Annotated in this window: 1 protein-coding gene; it reads left to right on the top strand. The window is 50.9% G+C overall.

Features of this window, described 5'->3' with window-relative positions; all coding sequences use genetic code 11:
* Nucleotides 1-80: 80 nt before the first annotated feature.
* On the top strand, nucleotides 81-1,331 hold a 1,251-nt coding region (locus ACE01T_RS17630), incomplete at its 3' end, for an IS4 family transposase (RefSeq protein ID WP_395519788.1).

The following is a 1,331-nucleotide window of genomic DNA, read 5'->3' as shown; positions in this document are numbered from 1 at the left end:
GCAATGCTGTTCACTTAAGCATTTGAAGCCTCGCGAAATTTATTAGAGAATCCGATGTCAGGTTTGGCATCGGATTTTTTATGGTGTTTCAGCAGGATCTTCTCGACCTCAACGGTCTATTTAACTTCTCGGATCTGAGTACCTTTACTCACAATATCCCCATTGAGTGGGTCGAATCCGCACTCAAGTTGAGCAGTTCAGCTACTATCCGCAGGCGACGCTTGCCTGCAGATCAAGTCCTCTGGCTGGTTCTTGGGATGGCAATTTTTCGGGATGAGCCCATCCATGAAGTGGCAAGAAGACTGAATATTTGCGCTCAGGGGTTAGCCTCTCTTGACCTGCTGGCACGTAGTGGGGTAACTGAAGCCCGTAAGCGTTTGGGTGCAGATCCTGTAGAGTGGCTATTTCGCCAGACGGGTCAATACTGGGGACATGAGCGATATCCAGATGATCAATGGCAGGGGCTTCAGGTCTTTGCTGTCGATGGTGCACTCTTCCGAACCCAGGATACGACTGATCTTCGTGAGCACTTTGGCTCAGGCAATACTTCTACACAGCGCCAGACGCCATTTCCGATGCTACGGCTCGTCGCGCTGATGAATGTGCGCTCACATACACTGGTCGATGCACAGATCAGTCCCTATCGCCGGGGCGAGATTCCTTTGGCTGCAAAGTTTATCTCCCAGATTCCGAATAACTCGATCACCTTGTTTGACAAGGGTTTTTGGAGTGCGGATTTATTGCTTTCACTCTCGATGCAAGGTCAAGGTCGTCACTGGCTGATTCCGGAGCGCAAAAATCTGAAAAGTGATGTGATCGAGACGTATGCAGAAGGTGACGTGCGGGTACGGATGAAAGTGTCACCCCAGGCAAGAAAGAAAAACCCGATGCTCCCCGAATACTGGGAAGTCAGGCAAGTGAGTTATGCTGTGCGGGGCGGACGAATAAAGACAGTTCTGACCTCGCTGCCGGCCGATCAATATCCTGCAAAGGATATCGCCAGGCTCTATCAAGAGCGTTGGGAAATCGAATTGGGTTTTCGGGATATCAAAAGCTCGATGCAGCATAATGCCATCACGCTTCGCAGCAAGACGGTAGAGCTGGTTTATCAGGAGTTGTGGGGTCTGTTGCTGAGCTACAATATTATTCGGCGAGAAGCGGCATTTGCAGCGGTAGCCTTTGGGCGTTCACCTTCGGATATCCGTTTTAAGCCTGCATGCCAGTACATAGCCGTTCAGCTGATTGTGATGGCGAATGCCAACCCTTTGTCAGGGACTGGCAGGCGGCTATCGGAGCTGAGATCAGGGATGGGTAGCCTGTTTCTGGAAAGG

Source organism: Acinetobacter uliginosus, assembly GCF_044130295.1.
In the GTDB taxonomy this organism is placed as follows: Bacteria; Pseudomonadota; Gammaproteobacteria; order Pseudomonadales; family Moraxellaceae; genus Acinetobacter.
The sequence above is the reverse complement of the archived record's forward strand: the minus strand, read 5'-3'. Positions and strand labels throughout refer to the sequence as shown.